We start from the raw sequence: 21,635 nt of genomic DNA on the forward strand, positions 1-21,635 counted from the left end.
CTCCAGCGCCCAGCCCCTCGAGTGCTTCGGTCCAGACTTTGAAGTCAAAAAACGACTTCACCGACAGGCCCGCAAGCAACTGTCGGGGCTGAGCAAGGCGCTTCCGCTTTTCGAATGAAATGGAGGAATACGACGATGGCGAAGAAGATGCCGGAAATCGGTGATTATAAATACGGTTTTGCCGATAAGGACGTTTCCATATTCCGATCAAAACGTGGTTTGACAAGTGATATTGTAAAAGAGATTTCAAAGTTAAAAAACGAACCGCAGTGGATGCTTGATTTCCGTTTGAAATCACTTGAGCACTTTTACAAAATGCCGATGCCACAGTGGGGCGGAGATTTAGCTCCGTTAAACTTTGACGAAATCACTTATTATGTAAAACCATCTGAGAGATCGGAAAAATCGTGGGATGAAGTCCCAGAAGAAATTAAAGCAACATTTGATAAACTTGGGATTCCTGAAGCAGAGCAAAAGTATCTAGCTGGTGTATCAGCTCAATACGAATCTGAAGTGGTATACCATAACATGAAGGAAGAACTTGAGGATTTAGGTATCGTCTTTAAAGATACTGATTCTGCTCTTAGAGAAAATGAGGATATCTTCCGTGAGCATTTTGGAAAAACGATTCCACCAACAGATAACAAGTTTGCTGCACTAAACTCGGCAGTATGGTCAGGTGGATCATTTATATATGTTCCAAAAGGAGTTAAAGTAGATACTCCTCTACAGGCATATTTCCGAATTAACTCTGAAAATATGGGACAATTTGAGCGTACTTTGATCGTTGTTGATGAAGGCGCACACGTTCATTATGTAGAAGGCTGTACGGCACCTGTTTATACTACAAACTCACTTCACAGTGCGGTTGTTGAGATTGTTATTAAAAAAGATGCATATTGCCGTTATACAACCATTCAAAACTGGGCGAACAACGTGTTCAACTTAGTTACTAAGCGTGCAGTTTGTGAAGCGAATGCCACGATGGAATGGATTGATGGTAACATCGGTTCAAAATTAACGATGAAATACCCAGCTGTTATTTTAAAGGGTGAAGGCGCACGTGGTATGACTTTATCTATTGCAATTGCAGGTAAAGGTCAGCACCAGGACGCGGGAGCAAAGATGATTCACTTAGCTCCAAATACCTCATCTACAATCGTTTCAAAATCAATTTCTAAGCATGGCGGTAAGGTAACCTACCGTGGTGTTGTACACTTTGGACGTAAAGCAGATGGCGCTCGTGCAAACATCGAATGTGATACGTTGATAATGGATAATCAATCAACATCTGATACCATTCCTTACAACGAGATCTTAAACGATAACATTTCACTTGAGCACGAAGCAAAAGTTTCAAAAGTATCTGAAGAGCAGCTTTTCTACTTGATGAGCCGTGGTATCTCAGAACAAGAAGCAACAGAAATGATTGTAATGGGCTTTATTGAGCCATTTACAAAAGAATTACCAATGGAATATGCAGTCGAAATGAACCGTCTAATCAAGTTCGAAATGGAAGGTTCTATCGGTTAAGATAGAAGAAGCCTTTGTGTATCAAGGGTTTAAGGGGTTATTATAAAATGTAAAATTGTCGGCGTGCCGATTTTGTGCCGATTTGATTTTATCTTTTAGTGTAGGAGGCGAACTTTTGAAGTTCGTCTTCTTCTATTTTTTCAGTAATATCAAGATAAGTATCCGCTGTTGTTTTGATGATTTTATGGCCCAATCGATTTGATACATATTTAAGGCTTGCACCTGATTCAAGCAGTAGAACTGCATGTGTATGTCTGAACCCGTGGGTTCCTTTATATTCAACACCGGCTTTTTTACAATATCCTCGAATTGTTTCACGAATTATAGAAGGTGTTAGATAATGACCATTATAATTTTGAAAAATGATGCCCTCTTCATTTTTACGGAATCTTTCATTACCTAAAATTAATTCATTTTGCTTCAGCTTAAACTTCTTCAATTCACGTATTAAATCAGGGTCTATTTTGATTGTTCGATAAGAAGAATTTTTTAATGTTGTTAATTTCACTTTGTTGTTATCATCACGGCTTGTTTGTTTATCGATCGTTATCTTATCAACATCAATATCTTCCCACCTTAAAGCTAAAGCTAAAGCTTCAGATATCCTTAAACCGGTTTTGCTTAAAAAGAACATTAACATGTAATAAAGCTGGTATTCAGGAAAGCGTTGATGTTTGTATGTTTTCATAAAATCTAATAACTGATTTAATTCTTGAAGGCTGAAATATTTCACTTTTTCTTTTTTAATAGCAACTGCATCTTGAACAGGAACCTTTAATTTATCAGCAGGATTTTTTTCAAGCACTTCAAGTTCATGAACAGCATGATCATTTCCGGAAGGAGAAGGCACGACCGCAACCGATTCAGCTTTTGGAGATGGTGAAGCTTCACTTGCAAGGTTAGCAAAAAAATACAGCAACTTACCTGTTATTGCGAATGGGCACCTTGAGAATCCGGGAACAGCTACAGAAATCATTGGAAAAGGAGAGGCTGACGTGGTTACCTTAGGAAAGGGGGCGCTAGCCAACCATGACTGGGTAAACAAGGTGAAAGCCGGGGAACCTATAGCCGATTTCCAGTTGGAAAAGATACTAAGCCCGAATGCTAGGATTAAAGATTTTGAAGCTCAGGTATAGCTGTCGTTGTGTATTATAAAAAAACTACATGGTGCGTTAATCCAAAAAGGAATAACGCCTTTTTTTGAACTGCTTATTCAACAATCGGGCGCTATTGTTGAAGAGCGATAAAAAAAGTTGATACCTTATTGTCTTAGGGTACCGGCTTTTTGTGCTATAGAAGTCCTGTTGTTTGGAGAAATTCCTAAAGGAATCCAGCATTATTGCTACTGCTATAAACTATGTAGAATTCATTTTTTACACGTATTATGTTGATAAATATAGCTAAATCATACGACCGACACCAAGGGAATACAACGTAGTTTATATTTTGTGGAATTTTTTCTAGGGGTCAGAAATAAGCGGAATTTTTTAAGAAATGCCAAATGTAAATCGCAGAGCTGTTACGTTTGCTTATCAAAACGATCCTTTATTTACAAAGTACCTGTCAATAATAAAATCCATTCGTTTAAGGAGTAAATTAAAAACCAAACAGTAGTCCACCAAGCGGAGATATAATGATTAGAAGGATACCTTCCCAAAAAAATTAAAATAGTACATATAAATACAATGAACTCTCCAGCTAGACATACAACTTCAAATTTAAGTGGTGGGGGAGTAATTGTCCAAATCCGATGATTGTGAGTTGCATAGTAATAAAAAACATCGCCTCTAATACGCCTTTCCCCCCTATGTAAAAATGGAGTAGAACACTCGAATGTTTCCCAGTTTTCTAGATACTCACATTTACTTATTATTCTAACGTGAAATTATATTGACAAACATACATATACCTAGGTATAAATACGGTTTTTTTTCGACAAACTTCTACAATGATAATAGATAACTTTCCTGCCTATTTGCAGTTCAAAACTGACAATCCGTATAGATATATCAAAGAAACCAAATAAATATTAACTTATTACAGGAGCTACATCCTTTTCACATGATTTCTACAATGAGATTTTAAAGGATGGAAAAGCAACTGAAAAACAGCAAATGTTCATGGTTCGTCTCTCTTCTATTATTATTACGATTGTTTCTATTATCTTATCTTTGTCCCTTCAGTCATTTAATGTTACGTTTTTAGCAGTATTAGCCCTGACTTTAGCTGCAAGTTCCAATTTACCAGTTATTTTATTTACTATCTATTGGAAGAAATTTAATAAAACGGGAGCGGTCTTTGGTATGCTTGTCGGGTTAATTGGGACACTAGTCTTGGTTGGGTTAAGTCCAAACGTCTGGAGCCCTGAACCAGGTGCTGCATTATTTAAAGGAGAACCTATTTTCCCGCTCGTTTCGCCAGGGATCGTATCCATTCCACTAGGTTTCGTGGCTTGTTACATTGGAACATTAATAGGTTCCCGAAAGAAAGCTGTCATAGAGGATAATTTTTCAGAAATTACGGTTAAGTCAAATATAGGGAACGATGTAAAAGGGATTGCTCATCACTGATTCTTTATATGTTGAAAGGAACAAAACAGGCGCCGTGCTTAGATAAGGTGGTGCCTGTTTTGTTCCTTTTGCTATGGGTGATAACTGGATAAAACACGACTTAAGAATTTATAAATAGACTTCTATCCTCTAATTGGACACTTAGGAAAATCACTTTCATAATGTATGAAAATGGAGGTTTCATGGAATGAGCATCCTTTCTTTTATCATATTGTAAGCAACAAGTGAAATTAACACTTTTTGCTAATTAATTTTGAACACTTTTCTGTCCGAATATGGAAGATCGATGTTTCATTCTATAACTATCTCCATTTAATTGGATTATCTCAGATCGATGAATAATCCTATCCAAAATTGCTGTCGTTATAGCTGGGTCACCCAATAGTTCTCCCCAATCTGAGGGTTCCTTGTTAGAGGTCAAGATAATAGAAGAATTATTATAGAGAACATTTACTAAATGAAAAAATAAATTAGCTTCTCTTTGATCCATTTATTACGTGCTAGTGTGTTTGGTAATTTAAAAATGATGTTCCCAATGATAGTACTCGATGAACTCCCGCCAAGCTAAAGCGATATTAATGGAAGAAAAAGCAAAGCTTCACGCTGAGGTCACGGCTGTTTCTGATCAAATCGAAGTGGGTATGATGGTAGAAATTCCATCTTCAGCTGTGATAGCAGATATATTCGCAAAAGAAGTAGACTTCTTCTCCATTGGCACAAACGATTTAATTCAGTACACAATGGCGGCACCGTATGAATGAGCGTGTTTCTTATCTTTATCAGCCATATAGTCCAGCTATTCTTCGCTTAGTCAAAATGGTCATTGATGCAACTTATAAAGAAGGAAAATGGGCAGGCATGTGCGGAGAAATGGCAGGGGACGAAGTAGCAATACCAATTCTACTTGGACTGGGCTTAGATGAGTTTAGTATGAGTGCCACTTCCATTTTAAAAACTAAAAGCCAATGCTTCAGCTTTCAAAAGCTGAACGCAACATAAACGCCTTGAAGAACTTTTAAAGGTAGCAGTGTATATATATTAGGAATAAATGGAAAATTAATCTTTTATTAGTAATTAAGGAGTATGAACATGGTTAAAAAAATCCTACAGTTGAACGACAACATATTAGTATTATGTGGAATATTTTTTGCTATTCGCTTTATCTACACAAAAGACATATATATACAGGTATATGGATATACGGTCAATACGCTTGAGTTACTCATACTAACAATTGTATTAGTTGCCGTACATAGAACATATGAAGAAAAAAGTGAGAAGACTATCGAAAAGGTAAAGTCAAATAAGAGTTAGTAAAATGTATCATGATACTACTTTAATTTATAGTATCCTAATTATCTCAATCGAAAAAGTCTTAGGTGACCACTCGTAAGTTAGGGAGTTGTTATCGATTATGCTTGAGAAAGGTAAAATTAACGCCGGCGAATTTCTTATATTAGTCTTCGTATTTTCAATAGGCAGTTCGATACTTGTTGCACCTGCTCCATTTACAGCGTCAGCAAGCAGGATGCCTGTATTGCTAGTGCCTTAACTATTCTCATCAGTTTAATTTTTGTTTTCTTATATAACTAGTTAGTGTTCCTTTATCTATCCAAAACATATGTAGAAGTTTATGGAAAAATATTTGGAAAATGGATTGGCAAAATCGCATCTCTGCTCTATCTTTTTTATCTTTATTACCTTTCTTCTGTTTTACTTAGAGAAATTGGGGATTTTTTTACTACGCAAATAATGGTTGAGACACCGTTCCAAATGATAATGATCATGTTTTTACTGACGAACTTAATTGGTGTACGCGTTAGGATTAGAAGTAATTTGCCGTACAGTGATTATCTTTTTTCCATGGATCGTTATGCTGCTTTTCTTTTTAATTATCTTTCTTGTACCTCAAATAAAATTAGATTTTTGGAGAAGGCATGACAAGTCTTTGGAGTTAACCCTGTTTCTTGCATTACACAAATGGCAGAAGTCTTGATAGGTAATAACCTGTTCAGGTAATTTGATTCACTTTATACAACTTCGCACTCCATTCATAACATTTCCTGTTCTGGAAACAATAAAAGCATACACAACTTTACAGGTGATAACTATGAAAAATTGGTTTCATAAGAAATCTAAAAGCAAATCAGAACTCGAACAAAAGCTAGCAAATTCCAATGATTATAAAAAAGTTAATTACATTAATCAAAAGACTAATATACAATTCAATCTAACTTTTATGTCAACCCTAGTCGACGAAAAAATAATACATCAAAATGTCCTCCCCTTTTTATTAGAACAATCCTTTGGATCCCTTGATGATATTGTAAAAATTCTTCCAATCGCTGACATGCAAATAAGTGATGATGTAAGTTTGATTGAGCAAAAAATATTTAATGGCTATATTTTGTTAACTATAGAATCGATAGAAAAACAATTTGCCTTTATCGCAGCTCAAAAAGAGCTAGGTAGAAGCATTACTCCACCTGAAGTAGAATTTAGTGTCATTGGACCAAAGGAATCATTTGTTGAGTCGATTGGACAGAACCTTAATCTTATTCGCAAACGTGTGCCGATTAAAGAATTGGTTGTTGAAGAACTTACAGTAGGTAAACTGTCAAAAACAAAGGTTGCTATCCTGCATCTTGATGGAATTACTGATAAAGAAAACGTAAATACCGTTAAACAACGTATTAAGGAACTTGAATTTGATCTTATAACTGATAGCTCTTATATAGTACAGCTTATCTCAGACAACAGTAATTCACCGTTTCCACAATTACTGGATACAGAAAGACCTGACCGTATTGCTGCAATCTTAGCCGAGGGAAAAGTGGCCATTGTTGTAGATGGTTCCCCGCATGTGCTTATTGCACCGACAACAATGGTAGAATTTTTTAGTTCCTTTGAAGATTATTTTTTAAATTGGATACTATCTTCTTTCTTTCGCTTAATCCGTGTATTTTCAGTTGCCTTTTCAATTTTAATTACACCAATTTATGTGGCGACCCTTAACTATCACTATGTATTAATTCCGAAAGACCTGCTCGTAACATTGGTGTCTTCTAGGCGGTTAATACCATTTCCGCCAATCCTCGAAGCGTTAATTTTAGAACTTACAATTGAATTACTTAGGGAAGCGGGAGCCAGATTGCCTACTAAGGTTGGACAAACCATCGGTATCGTGGGAGGAATTGTCATTGGAACAGCATCTGTAGAGGCTGGTTTAACAAGTAACGTTCTCTTAATTCTTGTAGCATTGGCTGCTCTTGCATCATTTACAACACCTGTGTATAAGATGGGCAATACCATTCGATTATTGCGGTTCCCTTTTTTAATTTTTGCTGAATTATGGGGATTACTCGGGATCGTCTTTTGCTTTTGTTTTTTATTAACTCACTTAATAAGTCTTACTTCTTTAGGAAGGCCTTTCTTGGAACCAATTTATCCTCTTAGATTGGCTGATATTAAAGATTCCATTGTCCGCCTTCCTTTTAGTAAGCTTACGAAAAGACCAGGTTATTTAAGAACAGAAACACACGCTCGTTTCAATAAAGAAAAGGCCAACAAAAAGAAGGATATTGACGAATGATTATCTAAAAGCGGAAGCACCCGGTTAGCGAAGTATGGGCTCGAGTACACCGACTTAGATAAATGAAACACGAAGAGAGTAAGTAATTCGATGTTAACGTTAAATTATCGTAGGGAGACGGGCAAAGCCTAATAGGCGCTGGGCGCTAGAGCTAGACCCAATAAAAGCACAAGGCACCCAAACACGTATTTTAGAAGGAAGGGATTCAAGTAATGCAACCAGTAGCTGAAAATTCAAAAATATCCCCTTCTCTAGTTTTTTATTTGGTCATTGGTATGCAAATTGGCATTGGAATTCTAGGGTTTCAGAGACAAATCGCTAAAGATGCTGGATATGATGCCTGGATTTCTGTATTAGCTGCAGGTCTTTCTGTACATGTATTTATTTGGATGATTTATAAAATAACTGAAACAGCTGACGGAGATCTTGTTCAAGTACACGAATATATTTTCGGTAAAAAGATTGCTAAACTCTTTAGTTCCCTATATATTCTTTATGCTTGTCTCGTTTGTATAACAGTTCTGAGAACCTTTATTGAAATCATCCAGGTATGGATGTTCCGTGACCTTAGTCCCTTCTGGTTTTCATTAGGATATTTAATTTTATGCATTTATATTGTGTTTGGCGGCTTTAGAACCGTAACAGGTATTGCTTTTTTTTCGATAATATTGCCTAGTTATTTAATCTTTGCTTTTGCCTATCCTTTACCCTTTAGTGACATTACTAATATCCAGCCTATATTTACCCATTCATTTAAAGAAATGACGAAGGCCTATTATGATATGGCCTTAACCTTTTCTGGCTTTGAAACATTGTTATTTTTTTATCCATTTATAAAAGAACCACAAAAGTCAAAAAAGTGGGCGCATTTAGCAGTATTGACTACAACCATTATTTATACAGTTCTCACACTCCTAACTTTTTCTTACTTTGCAGAAAAACAGCTTCAAGAAACCATCTGGCCCACCTTAAACATGTGGAAAATTGTTGAACTGCCATTTGTTGAACGGTTTGAATATATTGGGATCGCGAACTGGAATCTTATTATTTTGCCGAATGTTTGTATTCCACTTTGGGTTGCCAGCCGGTTATGCAAACAAATCTTTCATATTCGTCAACAGTTGGGAGTAATAGCTGTATCTATTGTCTGCTTAGTCGCTTCGAGTTTTATGAATACTAGGAATCAAATTCTTTTTCTTGGTGAGTTTTCCGGTAAAATGAGTTTTTTATTTATTTTTGTTTATATTCCGTTCCTTTTGATCGCAGTCATGATTGCTAAGAAGGTGAAACACGATGATTAGAAATTTTACATTAAATATGATAATCATGCTGTCCATAACAGGATGTGTAGATAAGAATGTATTAGATGATGTCAGTATCGAAAGTGGAATGGGGTATGACATAATAGACCGAAAAATTATAGGAACAGCCGTAGTACCAAATTATTTGCCCGATAAATCTGTTAAAAATGTCAATTATACCGGAGAAGCCACTGAGAATCATGAGATTTTTGTAGAAATGCAGCGGCAATCTGCTGCTCCATTGGTAACGGGTAGCTTAGAGGTTGTCTTATTCGGAGAAAAAATGGCTCAAAAAGGGATTATAGACATAGTTGATATTTTGCAAAGGGATGCCACTATTGGGGAGCGTCTCTATTTAGGAGTTGTCGATGGAACTGCCAATGATATATTAAAACAAGATCTTGGAATAAGTGGTACAGCAACACACATTTCAAATTTAATAGAGCATAATATAGAATCCTATGATCTTCCTAAATCGAATTTACACTTGTTTCTTTATGATTTTTTTCAACAAGGAAAGGATCCTTATTTACCAAGAATTAAAAAAATTAACCCCAAAAAAGATTATGGTTAGCGGGGTTGGTTTATTCAAAGAAGATAAATTAGTCGATACGATTCCAAATAGCAAATTGTTTTTTTTCAAGCTTCTGGCTGATAAATATGGTGAAGGATTTTATAAAGTTAGGCTGGATGGACAGGAGGCAGCCATTCATAGCATAAGTTCACAGCATAATTTAGAGTTATCTAAAAAAAAACCTGCTGAGATTACCATTCATATTAAAATCAAAGGAGCGATTAGGGCCTATACGGGAAAAAAAATCACACTTAAAGAGGTTAAAATGATTGAAAAAACCTTAGAAAAACAAGTAAATGAAGAATGCTTAAAATTAATTAATCATTTTAAAAAGCTCGAGGTTGATCCTATTGGATTAGGAAATTTTGCAAGAACTAAAACAAGAGATTTTGACTTAAAAAAATGGGAAGACGATTATAAAAATTTATCTGTCAAAATTAGAACAGATGTCACTATTATCGAAGCTGGTGTTATTGAATAAATTAAAAGAGGTTGGCAGCACCTTAGTTTCTTCCTATACTTTTATTTGTAGACTTGCTATGATTTCATAAACTAATTCGAATTCCCAACCAATAGGAGTTTTCACTTTGACTTTTATACATTTCTTTGAAGAACGTCTGCTTCGACAGCATTATTTACTTGTTCAAGTAACGGGGAGGGTATTTCAATAAGTGTGGAAAAAAGATCTTCTCTTTAATTCTGCATTTGACCACCAAGACCACTACTATGCGGGGAATGTCAATCACTCCCTCATGCCTAGCCCAAGGAAACCCTAATATTAAAAAGCCTAATTCCTCGGTATTAAAATTGAGAAACTAGGCTTTTTAATTGCTCCATTAAAGCTCCTTCTTTTGCTGTATTGGAGAGTAGTATCCTAGCTTTTCCTTGACTGTAGTAGGGTTTAAAATCTGATGCGCTTTTGAGTTTAGGCCGATATAACAAGCCAATCCCATAAATATTAAAGGGGATCCAAAGAAGACGGACAAAATGATTAAACCTGATATGCTTATTTCATCTGGAGTGGATTCTGCTAATAATTGGTTCGGAATGGAAAACGGAATACTTACCGTTATCGTTACAATTCCTATACCTAGTGTTCTTGCTGCTTTTGCAATCCTAACCCTATTTTTATTTTCGATTAGATAAAAAAACCTCCGAAAATAATCAGTAAAATCCCTAGAATACAACCAATTGTAGTAACGGTTAGCCCAATTTTCTCCAATGGCATTTTTTCACACCCTATTTTTATTTTAGTTTCATTCTTTTCTTGTTTATAAAATCAGACTAACGAGTATATAGAATTAGACGATATATTTTTAAGGAATTATAACACAAGGAACATGAACGTAGTGATAGAATTTGAAATGAGCAACATACCTATTTTTTCCTTTTTGTTTCTATAGTTTTATTCCATTTAAAGGGCGCTTTAGTGGAATAAGTATGGGTTATTTTTGACCACATTCTGACCACCAAACATATATAAGAGTATATTAACAAATTTTTATTAAACAGAAAAAAAGCCCGATAAATCAGGCTTTCAGTAAATCATTTTATTCCCAGTTTCTTCATATTTAATATATAAATAAAAGAGAGCAAAAAATACGCTCTAAAAGGTGCAGTTTGTCCGTGAATCAGGGATGGGTTAATTATTTCATCTCTCATACAGTACCATCACACGCCTGCTGTTTGGTTTGGCTTCTTGACCTTTCATTAATATAGGCATGGGCTGAAAAATTTGTGAGTATATGAAAAGAGCCACAGATTGTTGTCTGTGGGTTCTCTTTTTACCATCTTTCCATAAGTGCTGATGTTGTATTTTGAAACCCTGAAAAATCATTATTTATGAGGTTTCAGCAATTGCCGGCACCGTGCCGATTTCGTGCCGAAATGAAATTATTTTGTATTGTAAGCTATTTTAATAAATGTCTTTATATCAAGCTTCAGCCGCTTTTTTTTATATTATTTCATGCCGTTTTAAGCAAAATTAATCAAGTTCGAGATGGAAGGTTCTATCGGTTAATCACCCAAGGAGACGAACTTATAAGTTTGTCTCCTTCTTGCTTATTCAAAAAATTTTTGCCCATTTGACCTATACAATTATGACCTTTAGTTCATTTAATATTACTAAGGGGGAGATGATAGTAATGGTAAAAATTATGTTAGACCCTGGTCACGACATTAACACGCCTGGAAAACGTGCCCCAGATGGCAGTGTGCGCGAGTTTGAGTTTAACAAGGCAACAGCTATTCATACAGCCAACCTTCTAGCTCAATATAATGGAGTAGAGGTATACTTCTCTCACGATTTAAACGACGCTATTGATACTAGTCTGAATGCGCGTGCGGACTTAGCTAATCGATTACAAGTTAATTGTTTGGTAAGTATTCATGCCAATGCCGGACCAACTTCTGCAAGAGGGATAGAAACTTTTATTTACCTTAATACACCTACTAGTACAGATAACCTAGCAAGGATGATACACGATCATGTGATAAATATTACTGGCATGACCAATCGTGGGGTGAAGCGTGCTGATTTTGCTATCTTACGTCAAACAAACATGGACGCACTTTTGATTGAATGTGGGTTTATGACCAATAATGAGGATTTAGCATTGCTTAAATCTGATGAATACCGAAGGAAATGTGCTCAAGGTATCGTCAATGGATTGGTTCAATTTTATGGTTTGACTAGGAAAGCAGCACCAGCACCAGCACCAGCAAGACCACCTGCACCTTCTATTGTGTATGAAGCACATATCGAACACATCGGGTGGCAAGGACCAAGGAGAAACGGAGAAACGGCCGGGACTACAGGGCAGTCATTAAGACTAGAGGCATTAACGGTAAGATTAGAAAATACTAATGCAAAGTTAGAAATGGAAGGTCATGTTGAAAACAAAGGCTGGACAACTGTTAGAACAAACGGCGAAGTCTTCGGAACTGTAGGGGAAGGACTACGCTTAGAGGCAATTAAAATAAAAAGTGACCAGCATACTGTATTATATAGGGTACATGTGCAGAATATTGGTTGGACGGATTGGAAGAAAAACGGTGAAGTAGCAGGTACCACGGGGCAAGCGTTACGGATTGAAGCGGTAGAGATTAAATTAGCTTAATAAGGTTTATCTTAGACAATGGATCCGCTTGCCTTTTAGGCAGGTGGAATTATTTTTGTTATCAAAAAATACAAGGATAGCGAGAAATACTGGCGGATGGCGGAAAATCCCAACTAGGGTTATATTATTAATAACTAGGTGGAGGTGATTTAGGTGATTTACATTGGTGTAACAGGTTGGGGAGATCATGATAGCCTATATCCGGATCATACACCACCCCGAGACAAGCTAAAAGAATATGCAGGTCATTTTCCAACAGTAGAAGTGGACACTGCTTTTTATGCGATTCAACCAAAAAGGAATGCAGTTAAGTGGGTTAACGACACAACAGACTCATTCCAATTCATTGTCAAAGCCTACCAGGGTATGACAGGTCATCAGCGTGGTGATATTCCATTTGCAACAAAGCAAGAAATGTTTCAGGCTTTCAAAGAATCTCTAGAACCATACATAGAAGCAAAGAAATTAGCCATGGTCCTTTTCCAGTTCCCTCCTTGGTTTGATTGTAAGCGGGAAAATGTAGAATATTTACGTTGGTGCAAAAATGTTATGGGTGATTTACCCTGTGCACTTGAGTTCAGGCATCAATCTTGGTTTACACCTCGTTACCGCCAGCATACACTAGATTTTATGAAAGAAGAAAAGTGGATACATAGTATTTGTGATGAACCCCAATCAGGTAAAGGCTCCATTCCAACCATATTAGAAGCAATTGATTCTGAAAAACTGCTTATTCGATTCCATGGGCGAAACGTTCATGGCTGGCAAAAACGTCAGGCTGAAAATTGGCGTGAGGTTCGCTACCTTTATCGCTATAATCAGTACGAACTCCAAGAATGGGCAGATATCATCCGCAAATTAGCCAAAGAAAGCGCCAATGTTTATGTTCTTTTTAATAACAATTCAGGCGGAGATGCGGCAGATAACGCGAAAGAAATGATTAACCTTTTAGATATAAAATATAAGGACCTTGCTCCTAGACAACTGGATTTATTTTAAAATAAAGGAGAAACAAAGATAATGGAGTGGATTATTTTAATATTGATAGGGATAGCAGGCAGTTCCTTAGGCAGTCTAATTGGATTGGGAGGAGGGATTGTAATTGTTCCTTCCTTGCTTTTTTTAGGCTCTCTTTCTACATTTGGTTATATTTCACCTCAGACAGCCGTGGGCACCTCCCTATTTACGATGATTTTTACCGGACTTTCCTCCACGTTAGCTTATATGAAGCATAAAACGGTGGATTACAAAAGTGGATTGATTTTTTTGATTGGAAGTGGTCCTGGGAGTATCCTAGGAGCATGGGTTACGGAGATTTTAAACTTAAAATCATTTAATTTATTCTTTGGTATTTTTATCATATTTGTTTCATTTGTTTTGCTTTTAAAAGACAAATTAAAACCAATTCCATTTCGAAAAGAAAAGGGAATTGTCAGGAGTTTTACCGATAATTCCGGGAAACTCTTTGAATATGGCTTTAACCCTTTTATGGCCATCATTATCTCTTTCGTAGTCGGCTTTTTATCCGGGATACTAGGTGTTGGCGGAGGATCGTTATTGGTGCCGACTATGATCCTGTTCTTTTTCTTTCCTCCCCATGTAGCAACTGCCACATCGATGTTTATGATCTTACCAACATCCATCCTAAGCTCAATCACCCATATCACTTTAGGGAATGTGGATTGGCTGCTTGCATTGGCATTAGTTCCAGGGGCTTGGATTGGTGCAAAGGTCGGTGTCTATTTAAACACAAGACTGAAAAGCAAAACCATTGTTTTGTTACTGCGAACCATTTTGTTAATTGTTGGGATACGATTAATTTATCAAGGTATTACGGGTTAAAAAAGGATGCGAATGTTACATGGAATTCATTCAAATATATCATACAAATGATCTTCATAGCCATTTAAAACGATGGGCGCGAATTCATCATTTCTTAACTAGTCGAAGAACATATCACGAAGAAGCGGGGGAAGAATTTTTTCTTTTTGACATAGGTGATTTTATTGACCGGTGGCACCCGTTTTCTGAGGGAACTCAGGGCGAAGGGAATATTGAGCTGTTAAATCTAAGCGGCTATACGGCTGTGACTATTGGTAACAATGAGGGAATCAATTTTCCTTACGAAAGACTGAATCACTTATATGACAACAGGAAATTTGATGTTATACTAGCTAATCTCTATAACAGTAACAGGCAGTATCCCACGTGGCTAAAACCATACAAAATTTATCAGACTCAAAAAGGTACACGAATTGGTGTGATTGGATTAACGGCCTATTTCTCCCTGCTTTATGAGCTTTTAGGATGGCACCTTACAGAACCCCTTGAAGAGCTAAAAAGCTGGATCAACACGTTAAAGGCCCAATCAGATATAATTGTTCTGCTTTCTCATCTCGGACTTAACCATGATGAACAAATTGCAAGGGATTTCCCAGAGATTGATATCATTCTTGGCGGTCACACCCACCATACCCTTCCTGAAGGAAAATTAGCCGGGCAGACGTTGCTTGCCGGGGCTGGCAAACATGGAAGATATGTGGGGCATATCTCTATTGATATTGATGAGCGTAAAACAATTAAGAAACAAGCGGTATTATATAACGTGATGGAACTTTCTCCAGTACCGAATGAAAAAGCTATTTCCAAGGAGCTTTACCGTAAAGGTAAGAAATTGTTAAATCAAAAAATTACAACCCTTGCTAACAAATACCCACATGATCTAATCCAAGAAACGGAGCTTGCACAGCTCCTTTGCCAAGGTCTAAGAGAATGGTGCAAAGCTGATTGTGCATTTATTAATGGCGGTCTTATTTTAGGTCCATTATCAGGTAAAGTGACATTGTATGATTTGCTGTCTATTTGTCCTCACCCGATTAATCCTTGTAAAATAGAACTAACAGGCCGGGAATTAAGGACGGTATTACTGGAAACCAGGGATAAAGACTGGGCACAGCAGCACGTAGTTGGGCTTGGTTTCAGGGGAACTATGATGGGAGCAAGTATATATGATAGGATTACCTTTAATGAAAAAAACGACATATATATCAATGGTCATCAACTTGATTTAGCCCAAGTTTATACGCTGGCGGTACCTGATATGTTTACCTTCGGACATTTTTTCAAAGAGATTTTTCCACAAATGAAAAAGGAATATTTCCTTCCTGAATTCTTACGGGACATACTGAAATGGAAATTAGAAAAGTAGTCCTAAAATATATACACGCTTTTTCTCTCGCCTTCATAAGTTGATAGTGAGGAAGGGAGTGTGTAAATTGATTGAGTTATCACCGGTAGAGATTAATGGTCACACGTTCTTGGCTGTTACTGTCTTGCTACCAAAAACTACACTGCTCTCTGTAAGCAATGATAAGGGATATATTATGTGCGGTGCTTTAGATGTTGGATTATTAAATGAAAAATTAAAGGATCGCAAAATCATTGCAGCTAGAGCAGTGGGGGTAAGAACCATTGAACAGCTCCTTAACGCACCAATGGAGTCGGTTACAGTCGAGGCTGAAGCAATCGGTATTACAAAAGGAATGCTCGGAAAAGACGCCTTGTTAAAAATGGTGTAAAAGCTTGCACATGTTGTGCAGGCTTTTTTCAATTTAATAGGCTAGTTCCTCTTTTTTAAGCATACATATAGCATGTAAGGGGGGATTTTTTTGGTGAGGTTTCGTGTGCGTGCCCGGAAACGAGGACCATTACCTTTCAGATATGTCATGCTCTTATCTTTTGTTTTCTTTCTTTTGTCTACTGCATTTGGAATATGGCTGGTTAACAAAGGTATTGAGCCTTCCCTAATGAGATATGCCGAATCTAAAACCAACCAAATTGCCTCGCAGGTAATTAATAAAGCCATTAATAAAAAAACGGTAGAGGTAGGGGATGTTATAGCAGTAGAACCAGGCCAAAATGGAGCACAGCCAAGCGCTAGTTTAAATACAGAAGTAATAAACCAAAAATTATCTGAAATCACCAGTGAAATACAAAAAAACTTGAATGCAGCAGAAAAAGGAGACCTCGCTTCCTTAGAACAATTAACAGACGTGGATATTGAGGTGAATGAGGAAAGAGAGGATGGGATCGTTTGGAATGTTCCATTGGGGCAGGCAACCAACATGGCATTGTTAGGAAATTTAGGTCCTAAAATACCTGTTAGGTTTCATGCAATTGGTGAGGTACGTCCTGATGTAAAAATCGACCCAAAACCTATGGGCATTAATAATACGTGGATTGATGTTGCTATTCATCTAGAGGTGTCCGTACAAATCATAACTCCGTTTGCAACAGAGATCACAAAACTAGAGCAGAAAATCCCTGTTGGCGGAAGATTAATTCAGGGGGATGTACCACAATTTTATAATAATGGCGGGAATGGTGTTACGCCATCCATTGAAATTCCTTCCCCTCAAAATTAAAAGGACTGTCAAAAGGACAGTCCTATTTTTTCGATTTTAATGCTTGTCTTTCTTGCTGTTTCCACAATCTTAAATGCGGGGTAGGGTCAAAGGACCATTCGGTATATCCATTATCTTTATACATTCCATAGTGCAAATGCGGCGGGAATTTTCCAGATGTCCCCGGAGGTCCATAACCGGAACTGCCGACACCGCCAATCAAGGTTCCGGGTTCAACGATTTGGCCAACTTTTAAATCTTTAGCAAAACCGCTAAGATGAGCAAAATAATGATACGTATTATTAATATCACGAATTCCAACTCTCCAGCCGCCGAACTTATTCCAGCCCTTCATTTCCACTATGCCATAGTTTGTAGCGCGTACAGGAACACCGTAACCTGCAAAAATATCGGTACCCTCATGAATTCTTCTGCCGCCCCAGCCCCTTGCATCGCCCCATGTACTGCGATAACTGTGATTACTGCGTAAGGGCAGCGGGAATACATGTGCATCTAAATCTAACCGGCCAAAATGGCGGTACATTTTCGCCTTTCCAACGATTATGCCAACTGTTTTGTCACGGTGATAATAATTCCATAATCCAATTTTAATATTATCATCGTCGATTCCATACGAAAGAAGATAATTGGAGAAAGTATATAAAACATCTTCGTCACTCTTTAAACTAGCTTTACCATCTCCATCCCCATCGACGCCCATACCATTGAAAAATTGGATAATTGCTGGGTTTTCTTCTTCAGGATTTGGATTTGTCGGTCCAGCCCATTTCTCCGGAGTGAAATAAATGCCAATTACACTTTCTGCTTTAGGTAAATCTTTGCGTACCTGCCGAATATTCCTTTCATACTGATCCACAGCAGCTAAGTAATACCAAGGAATGAGTGTAACGGTTTCAACTTTTTTGTATAGCTTCATTCTTTCCTGATACTCATCAGGACCTTTAGCATGAGCATCCCTGAGAGAAAAGCTCATAAATAAGAGGATTGTTCCAATTATCAGAAATGCCCGCACAGGAATCCTCCTTCCGATTATTGTACGCTTTTAGTTTATGATTTCTTGGCCATTTCATTATGAACAATAATTGGAAATAGGCGAATATTGATGTTGTCTGCTTGTTGTTGTGACAAAAAGTATGGTAAAGTGACAAGGAGCAAACTCATTTATAGGGGTGGAAAAGTGAGCAGGAATAGTGAATACCTAAGAAAACCGGAATGGTTGAAAATAAAATTAAATACGAATGAACATTATACAGGCTTAAAAAAAATGATGCGTGAAAAAAATCTACATACCGTTTGTGAGGAAGCGCGCTGCCCTAATATTCATGAATGCTGGGCTGAGAGAAGAACGGCTACCTTCATGATCCTTGGTGATACATGTACACGTGCCTGCCGTTTCTGTGCCGTTAAAACAGGATTGCCAACAGAATTAGATTTGGCAGAACCAGAACGAGTGGCAGACTCCGTTCAATTAATGAACTTAAAACATGTTGTCGTTACGGCAGTTGCGAGGGATGATTTAAAAGATGGCGGTGCAGCTGTTTTTGCAGAAACGGTTAGGGCGATTAGAAGAAAAAATCCTTTTACAAGCATTGAAGTTCTTCCTTCAGATATGGGTGGAAAAGAAGAAAATTTAGCTATGTTAATGGATTCAAAGCCCGACATCCTAAATCATAATATTGAAACGGTAAGACGATTAACACCAAGAGTTAGAGCGCGTGCTAAGTATGAACGTTCATTAGAATTTTTACGCAGAGCGAAAGAAATGCAGCCCACTATCCCAACTAAATCCAGCTTAATGGTTGGACTTGGAGAAACAAAAGAAGAAATTATTGAGGTCATGGAAGACCTTAGAGCAAATCATGTGGATATTATGACGATTGGACAATATTTACAACCGTCTAAGAGCCATCTAAAGGTTGAAAAGTATTATCGCCCTGAGGAATTCGCTGAATTACGCGAAATTGCCCTCACAAAAGGATTTAGTCATTGTGAAGCAGGTCCATTAGTCCGTTCCTCCTATCATGCAGATGAACAGGTGAATGCGGCCGCAAAACACAAACAATTGCTTGGAGAAGCAGAGGCTAAAGAGGCATAAAATGAAAAGCGGAAGGCCCTAGGCGCTGCAGCTAGACAATAAGTAAAAGAGTTCAGTCCACTTGGGCTGAACTCTTTTTGTTAGCGATTGGTTGTATTCATATTATCATCCGCGGTAGCGCCGTTTTCGTCTTCACTATCGCTCATACGATTTCCTTGCGGCGACTTTTTCATTTGTGTAATTAAACCATTCACTAAGTTTCTGGCATTATGACTAGTCGAATCCAAATTTGCAAGATTTTCAACATCACGCATTAATTTTGTATTGTCTGATACATAGACATGATAGTATCTTGGGACCACAGACATAGCCGTTCTCTTTACTTGGTCGGCTGTCCGGTTGCGGTCTTTTGAATTTGTGTCATAAGAAACGAGAACTTCTTGGTCGGTTACAAGAGTAGCCACATCATCTACATTCGGAATATCTGTGCTTAGCTGACTAATAATATTGGCCACTTGTTCACGGTCTATCGCTGCGTAGTGTTGAGTTCCACCTCTGTCGCCTTGAATCGGGCTTTTTTGATGACGGACAAAGCCATAATCATCACTTACATTTCGGACACCCTGGCCGCCGCCTTCATTATAAAGCTCTTCACGCTTGTTATTGACGTTGATGGTATCTCCACTTTCTTTATAAACGTCACGATTAGCCATATCCCTTGAGCAGCCAGCTGCTGTTAGGAGTAAACAAAAAACAATCATCATCGACCATTTTTTCACTTTCAGCACCTCCTTTTTATAGAATAGCCAAATAACTGATTTTTTTTCTTAGTAATTGATGGTGAATCGGTTATAATGAAAGAAAGATTGACTGGTAAATTTGAGGTGATAACATGATCAATATAAACGGCACAACGTATGAAATCGTGCAGGAACATAGAGATGCCTTTAACGAGGAAGCTCTAAAGGCGAGATACAGTGATATATTATCTAGATATGATTATATTGTCGGGGATTGGGGATATGGACAACTTCGGCTTAAAGGCTTTTTTGAAGATCAGAATCAAAAAGCTACATTTGATACAAAAATCAGTACATTAAGCGAATATTTATATGAATACTGTAATTTTGGATGTGCGTATTTTGTCTTGAGGAAAGTCAAAAAGTAAAAAAGAGGCTTGCCAAAACGGCAAGCCTTTAAATATCTAGATTTACACCTACAGCGCAGGAGCTTCAATGTGTATAAGGAGTTTGTTCCTCCGTATTAGGGTCGTCGTGTGTTGGGTGAGCCCCTTCCATTTGACGGGGAATATCCTGATGAAAGGTTTTATTCTCATAATTAAAGTTGCTATAATAACGCTGCCCTTCTTGCCAAGGGGTGCTTTTATTTTGAACAGGTTCATCTTTACGAATTGGAGATCCAAATGAGCCATCTGGAAATTCCTCTGCGGTCAGAAAGTTCTTCCGTTTTTCAACGTTAGAAAGGTCAAAATAGGTCCTTGATTTGTTTTTGGTCATAAATTTACTCACTCCTTTTTATTATTATGTAAAAAGGAATGATAAAAAATTATATTAATTCTAACAAAAAGGAACGTAATTCTTCGGCATCTTCTTCATTTAATTGAAAAGCGTATTCTAAATACCCTTCTTCTTTCAAGTCATCCTCACCAATAATCGCAAAGCGATTCCCTTGTATATCAAGTACAAGATGCTTTCCATAATGACGATCGGTTTTAACAATCGCCAAATCAAATCGCTGGTTGTCACCAACAAAGCTTACAAATCGTGTTTTGGTATCCTCTGTATCATCATATAAGAAATAACGTTCTGCCATGTAAAGTTCTCCTTTAGTTAGTTTCTTCAACCTCTTTATATTACCAAATAATCAGGAGATGGGGGAATATTTGGCGATAATAGAATATTGCTAAAAATTTACTCAAAGAAAAACGGTTTCTGTCAAATTGTGTTACAATATACTTATTATTGTCGGATGTGTTTCTGAGAGGGATGGAATCAATGGACTGTCGTTACATGAAAAAAGTTAAGAGTGTAATGCAATGGGGAAAAATTATTTTACCTCTTTCGTCCATACGCTATTATCCTCCTCGATTTACCTTGCGTAATCCTTTAATGCAAGGGGTAACAAATGCTTTTGAGGCAGGGCATGAGGTAGCGGTAATTGTTTTTAAATTAAGTAACCTTCATGATTTAATAGAACCGGCAAACTCCCAGCAGCATTCTAAATTGCAAAAAAATATGAAGAAACTTTTTCAAACCGTCGTGGAACTAACCGTTGATCCAAAGGAGTTAATTACCCTTCATGATTATTATGGCGAAGGAATTACGCTATTAATTACCGTTGATCACGATAGACATTCTATTTCAAATATCGATATCTTGTTTAAAAAAATAAAAGACGAAGTTTCGCACAGCTACATGAAACAGTATTCTTCTGTGTATCCAATTTTTGAAGTTGGGTATATGTGAA

The 21,635-nt window shown here is 37.2% G+C and carries 24 protein-coding genes and 2 pseudogenes; 20 read left to right on the forward strand and 6 right to left on the reverse strand.

Translation table 11 applies throughout. From position 1 onward, the window contains the following. The first annotated feature begins 135 nt into the window (after positions 1 to 135). Complete coding sequence (sufB, locus tag QFZ28_RS07065; protein WP_307193996.1) at positions 136 to 1,533, forward strand: Fe-S cluster assembly protein SufB; 1,398 nt, start codon at positions 136 to 138, stop codon at positions 1,531 to 1,533. A gap of 88 nt (positions 1,534 to 1,621) precedes the next feature. On the opposite strand, the gene QFZ28_RS07070 is transcribed toward sufB, so the two are convergent. Then, entirely contained in the window at positions 1,622 to 2,509 is an 888-nt protein-coding gene (locus tag QFZ28_RS07070; RefSeq protein ID WP_307193997.1) for a tyrosine-type recombinase/integrase, read from the reverse strand. Between QFZ28_RS07070 and QFZ28_RS07075 the strand changes: the two genes are divergently transcribed. Both QFZ28_RS07075 and QFZ28_RS07080 read left to right on the forward strand, forming a co-directional pair. Further along, a complete protein-coding gene (locus QFZ28_RS07075; protein WP_307196971.1) occupies positions 2,463 to 2,669 on the forward strand; it encodes a xenobiotic reductase b in 207 nt (68 codons plus the stop codon). The two genes, QFZ28_RS07070 and QFZ28_RS07075, sit on opposite strands and share 47 nt — an antisense overlap. Before the next feature lie 900 nt (positions 2,670 to 3,569). Continuing rightward, a complete protein-coding gene (locus tag QFZ28_RS07080) occupies positions 3,570 to 4,103 on the forward strand; it encodes a sodium:solute symporter family transporter (protein WP_307196972.1) in 534 nt (177 codons plus the stop codon). Between the two features lie 247 nt (positions 4,104 to 4,350). Here QFZ28_RS07080 and QFZ28_RS07085 read toward each other — a convergent pair. Then, positions 4,351 to 4,593, reverse strand: a pseudogene (locus tag QFZ28_RS07085) (ATP-binding protein); the annotation flags it as partial. On the opposite strand from QFZ28_RS07085, the pseudogene QFZ28_RS07090 reads away from it, so the two are divergent. The 14 genes and pseudogenes from QFZ28_RS07090 to yunB all read left to right on the forward strand — a co-directional run. Beyond that, positions 4,594 to 5,087 (forward strand): annotated as a pseudogene (locus QFZ28_RS07090) (putative PEP-binding protein); the annotation flags it as partial. 430 nt (positions 5,088 to 5,517) lie between these two features. Next, on the forward strand, positions 5,518 to 5,655 hold the full coding sequence (locus QFZ28_RS07095) for a hypothetical protein (protein ID WP_307193998.1): 138 nt from the start codon (positions 5,518 to 5,520) through the stop codon (positions 5,653 to 5,655). Positions 5,656 to 5,699: 44 nt separating this feature from the next. Next, entirely contained in the window at positions 5,700 to 6,044 is a 345-nt protein-coding gene (locus tag QFZ28_RS29705; protein ID WP_373428048.1) for a GerAB/ArcD/ProY family transporter, read from the forward strand. Positions 6,045 to 6,213: 169 nt separating this feature from the next. Then, positions 6,214 to 7,695 carry a spore germination protein gene (locus tag QFZ28_RS07100; protein ID WP_307193999.1) on the forward strand — a complete coding sequence of 494 codons (1,482 nt, stop codon included), beginning with the start codon at positions 6,214 to 6,216 and terminating at the stop codon, positions 7,693 to 7,695. A gap of 212 nt (positions 7,696 to 7,907) precedes the next feature. Further along, positions 7,908 to 8,996: a GerAB/ArcD/ProY family transporter gene (locus QFZ28_RS07105; protein WP_307194000.1), complete on the forward strand. Its 1,089-nt coding sequence runs from the start codon at positions 7,908 to 7,910 to the stop codon at positions 8,994 to 8,996. After that, positions 8,989 to 9,570 carry a Ger(x)C family spore germination protein gene (locus tag QFZ28_RS07110; RefSeq protein WP_307194001.1) on the forward strand — a complete coding sequence of 194 codons (582 nt, stop codon included), beginning with the start codon at positions 8,989 to 8,991 and terminating at the stop codon, positions 9,568 to 9,570. Before QFZ28_RS07105 ends, QFZ28_RS07110 begins: the two co-directional genes overlap by 8 nt. Beyond that, the gene (locus tag QFZ28_RS07115) at positions 9,563 to 10,051 is read left to right on the forward strand and encodes a Ger(x)C family spore germination C-terminal domain-containing protein (protein WP_307194002.1); all 489 of its coding nucleotides are present in this window, start codon (positions 9,563 to 9,565) and stop codon (positions 10,049 to 10,051) included. Before QFZ28_RS07110 ends, QFZ28_RS07115 begins: the two co-directional genes overlap by 8 nt. A 506-nt stretch (positions 10,052 to 10,557) precedes the next feature. After that, positions 10,558 to 10,716, forward strand: a complete 159-nt coding sequence (locus QFZ28_RS07120) for a hypothetical protein (protein ID WP_307194003.1) — start codon at positions 10,558 to 10,560, stop codon at positions 10,714 to 10,716. Between the two features lie 998 nt (positions 10,717 to 11,714). Beyond that, entirely contained in the window at positions 11,715 to 12,689 is a 975-nt protein-coding gene (locus tag QFZ28_RS07125; protein WP_307194004.1) for an N-acetylmuramoyl-L-alanine amidase, read from the forward strand. 153 nt (positions 12,690 to 12,842) lie between these two features. Further along, positions 12,843 to 13,688, forward strand: a complete 846-nt coding sequence (locus QFZ28_RS07130; protein ID WP_307194005.1) for a DUF72 domain-containing protein — start codon at positions 12,843 to 12,845, stop codon at positions 13,686 to 13,688. A 21-nt stretch (positions 13,689 to 13,709) separates the two neighbouring features. Further along, positions 13,710 to 14,531 (forward strand): sulfite exporter TauE/SafE family protein, encoded by an 822-nt coding sequence (locus tag QFZ28_RS07135; RefSeq protein WP_307194006.1) that lies wholly within the window; start codon positions 13,710 to 13,712, stop codon positions 14,529 to 14,531. Between the two features lie 19 nt (positions 14,532 to 14,550). Continuing rightward, entirely contained in the window at positions 14,551 to 15,897 is a 1,347-nt protein-coding gene (locus tag QFZ28_RS07140; RefSeq protein WP_307194007.1) for a bifunctional metallophosphatase/5'-nucleotidase, read from the forward strand. A 67-nt stretch (positions 15,898 to 15,964) separates the two neighbouring features. After that, complete coding sequence (locus tag QFZ28_RS07145) at positions 15,965 to 16,267, forward strand: YunC family protein (RefSeq protein ID WP_307194008.1); 303 nt, start codon at positions 15,965 to 15,967, stop codon at positions 16,265 to 16,267. Between the two features lie 93 nt (positions 16,268 to 16,360). Then, complete coding sequence (yunB, locus tag QFZ28_RS07150) at positions 16,361 to 17,113, forward strand: sporulation protein YunB (RefSeq protein WP_307194009.1); 753 nt, start codon at positions 16,361 to 16,363, stop codon at positions 17,111 to 17,113. Positions 17,114 to 17,135: 22 nt separating this feature from the next. Here the strand turns inward: yunB and QFZ28_RS07155 are convergent, their stop codons facing one another. Further along, positions 17,136 to 18,086 (reverse strand): M23 family metallopeptidase, encoded by a 951-nt coding sequence (locus tag QFZ28_RS07155; protein ID WP_307196973.1) that lies wholly within the window; start codon positions 18,084 to 18,086, stop codon positions 17,136 to 17,138. Positions 18,087 to 18,215: 129 nt separating this feature from the next. Between QFZ28_RS07155 and lipA the strand changes: the two genes are divergently transcribed. Continuing rightward, positions 18,216 to 19,208 carry a lipoyl synthase gene (gene lipA, locus QFZ28_RS07160; RefSeq protein ID WP_373428049.1) on the forward strand — a complete coding sequence of 331 codons (993 nt, stop codon included), beginning with the start codon at positions 18,216 to 18,218 and terminating at the stop codon, positions 19,206 to 19,208. An 80-nt stretch (positions 19,209 to 19,288) separates the two neighbouring features. Here lipA and QFZ28_RS07165 read toward each other — a convergent pair whose 3' ends face one another. After that, entirely contained in the window at positions 19,289 to 19,927 is a 639-nt protein-coding gene (locus tag QFZ28_RS07165; protein ID WP_307194011.1) for a YhcN/YlaJ family sporulation lipoprotein, read from the reverse strand. A gap of 113 nt (positions 19,928 to 20,040) precedes the next feature. Between QFZ28_RS07165 and QFZ28_RS07170 the strand changes: the two genes are divergently transcribed. Next, positions 20,041 to 20,316 carry a YutD family protein gene (locus QFZ28_RS07170; RefSeq protein WP_307194012.1) on the forward strand — a complete coding sequence of 92 codons (276 nt, stop codon included), beginning with the start codon at positions 20,041 to 20,043 and terminating at the stop codon, positions 20,314 to 20,316. Between the two features lie 64 nt (positions 20,317 to 20,380). Here the strand turns inward: QFZ28_RS07170 and QFZ28_RS07175 are convergent, their stop codons facing one another. Then, entirely contained in the window at positions 20,381 to 20,665 is a 285-nt protein-coding gene (locus QFZ28_RS07175) for a cytosolic protein (protein WP_307194013.1), read from the reverse strand. A 49-nt stretch (positions 20,666 to 20,714) separates the two neighbouring features. Continuing rightward, positions 20,715 to 20,981 (reverse strand): DUF3055 domain-containing protein, encoded by a 267-nt coding sequence (locus QFZ28_RS07180; protein ID WP_307194014.1) that lies wholly within the window; start codon positions 20,979 to 20,981, stop codon positions 20,715 to 20,717. Positions 20,982 to 21,178: 197 nt separating this feature from the next. Between QFZ28_RS07180 and QFZ28_RS07185 the strand changes: the two genes are divergently transcribed. Then, positions 21,179 to 21,634 carry a hypothetical protein gene (locus tag QFZ28_RS07185; protein ID WP_307194015.1) on the forward strand — a complete coding sequence of 152 codons (456 nt, stop codon included), beginning with the start codon at positions 21,179 to 21,181 and terminating at the stop codon, positions 21,632 to 21,634. The last annotated feature ends 1 nt before the right edge of the window (position 21,635 follow it).

Origin of the sequence: Neobacillus niacini (genome assembly GCF_030817695.1) — a bacterium.
Lineage (GTDB): Bacteria > Bacillota > Bacilli > Bacillales > Cytobacillaceae > Neobacillus > Neobacillus niacini_F.

What these genes read in the sequence shown, in the direction of transcription:
- sufB (WP_307193996.1), top strand. Translation starts at nt 136, where the DNA reads ATGGCGAAGAAGATGCCGGAAATCGGTGATTATAAATACGGTTTTGCC.
- QFZ28_RS07070 (WP_307193997.1), bottom strand. Translation starts at nt 2,509, where the DNA reads ATGATTTCTGTAGCTGTTCCCGGATTCTCAAGGTGCCCATTCGCAATA.
- QFZ28_RS07095 (WP_307193998.1), top strand. Translation starts at nt 5,518, where the DNA reads ATGCTTGAGAAAGGTAAAATTAACGCCGGCGAATTTCTTATATTAGTC.
- QFZ28_RS07100 (WP_307193999.1), top strand. Translation starts at nt 6,214, where the DNA reads ATGAAAAATTGGTTTCATAAGAAATCTAAAAGCAAATCAGAACTCGAA.
- QFZ28_RS07105 (WP_307194000.1), top strand. Translation starts at nt 7,908, where the DNA reads ATGCAACCAGTAGCTGAAAATTCAAAAATATCCCCTTCTCTAGTTTTT.
- QFZ28_RS07110 (WP_307194001.1), top strand. Translation starts at nt 8,989, where the DNA reads ATGATTAGAAATTTTACATTAAATATGATAATCATGCTGTCCATAACA.
- QFZ28_RS07115 (WP_307194002.1), top strand. Translation starts at nt 9,563, where the DNA reads ATGGTTAGCGGGGTTGGTTTATTCAAAGAAGATAAATTAGTCGATACG.
- QFZ28_RS07120 (WP_307194003.1), top strand. Translation starts at nt 10,558, where the DNA reads ATGATTAAACCTGATATGCTTATTTCATCTGGAGTGGATTCTGCTAAT.
- QFZ28_RS07125 (WP_307194004.1), top strand. Translation starts at nt 11,715, where the DNA reads ATGGTAAAAATTATGTTAGACCCTGGTCACGACATTAACACGCCTGGA.
- QFZ28_RS07135 (WP_307194006.1), top strand. Translation starts at nt 13,710, where the DNA reads ATGGAGTGGATTATTTTAATATTGATAGGGATAGCAGGCAGTTCCTTA.
- QFZ28_RS07140 (WP_307194007.1), top strand. Translation starts at nt 14,551, where the DNA reads ATGGAATTCATTCAAATATATCATACAAATGATCTTCATAGCCATTTA.
- QFZ28_RS07155 (WP_307196973.1), bottom strand. Translation starts at nt 18,086, where the DNA reads ATGAGCTTTTCTCTCAGGGATGCTCATGCTAAAGGTCCTGATGAGTAT.
- lipA (WP_373428049.1), top strand. Translation starts at nt 18,216, where the DNA reads ATGTTGTCTGCTTGTTGTTGTGACAAAAAGTATGGTAAAGTGACAAGG.
- QFZ28_RS07170 (WP_307194012.1), top strand. Translation starts at nt 20,041, where the DNA reads ATGATCAATATAAACGGCACAACGTATGAAATCGTGCAGGAACATAGA.
- QFZ28_RS07175 (WP_307194013.1), bottom strand. Translation starts at nt 20,665, where the DNA reads ATGACCAAAAACAAATCAAGGACCTATTTTGACCTTTCTAACGTTGAA.
- QFZ28_RS07180 (WP_307194014.1), bottom strand. Translation starts at nt 20,981, where the DNA reads ATGGCAGAACGTTATTTCTTATATGATGATACAGAGGATACCAAAACA.
- QFZ28_RS07185 (WP_307194015.1), top strand. Translation starts at nt 21,179, where the DNA reads ATGAAAAAAGTTAAGAGTGTAATGCAATGGGGAAAAATTATTTTACCT.